This is a genomic window from Achromobacter sp. Marseille-Q0513, assembly GCF_018195695.1.
In the GTDB taxonomy this organism is placed as follows: domain Bacteria; phylum Pseudomonadota; class Gammaproteobacteria; order Burkholderiales; family Burkholderiaceae_B; genus Achromobacter.
This window is the reverse complement of sequence record NZ_JAGTJY010000471.1, coordinates 1-542: the sequence shown is the minus strand read 5'-3', so window position 1 is coordinate 542 and position 542 is coordinate 1. Positions and strand designations below refer to the sequence as shown.

2 pseudogenes are annotated in these 542 nt (G+C 61.4%); both read right to left on the bottom strand.

The window, feature by feature from the left end:
* Positions 1–277, bottom strand: a pseudogene (locus KDH83_RS31315) (uridine kinase); the annotation flags it as partial.
* A pseudogene (locus KDH83_RS31310) lies at positions 274–542 on the bottom strand (hypothetical protein); the annotation flags it as partial. The pseudogenes KDH83_RS31310 and KDH83_RS31315, both read right to left, overlap by 4 nt.

Genomic DNA, 542 nt, shown 5'->3' with positions numbered 1-542 from the left:
TCAGCGCGTAGGCATGCTCCGGCGCCATGCCCACGAGCTTGCCCAGCAGCGTGAGCGGCAGAAAGACCAGCCACATGACATAGCCATACGGAAAAGCCGCCGGGCTTCCTCCGTGGGCAAGCCATACTCCCCAGGGGTCCATGTTCCATTGCGAAACGCTGGTGGAAAGAAAGGGCGCGTACCAATCCACGACCGGCTGCGAGATCGCGCCGGCGACGATGGCCAATCGGATTGCGATGCCGATCAGAAACAGTGGGTGAACGAGCAGCGTCTTCATTGCAGGCCAAGTGCGATTTTCCAAAGATCGGGGCGCTTGGTGCATACGGCTTGGGCGGCAATGCCGCGTTCGGTGAGCAAGGCCGCATAGGCCGGAATTTCCGTTTCAGCATTGCGTCCCTGCAACTCGGGCGAAACGATGCAGAGGCGGAAACCGGCGTCTTGCAGGCGGCGCGCCTCGTCCCCGCTCAACGGAAAGCGCGTGAAGCAATCCACCCAGACCCAATCGACTTTGCCCGCGAGACTGAGCGCGGTATCGATGGATT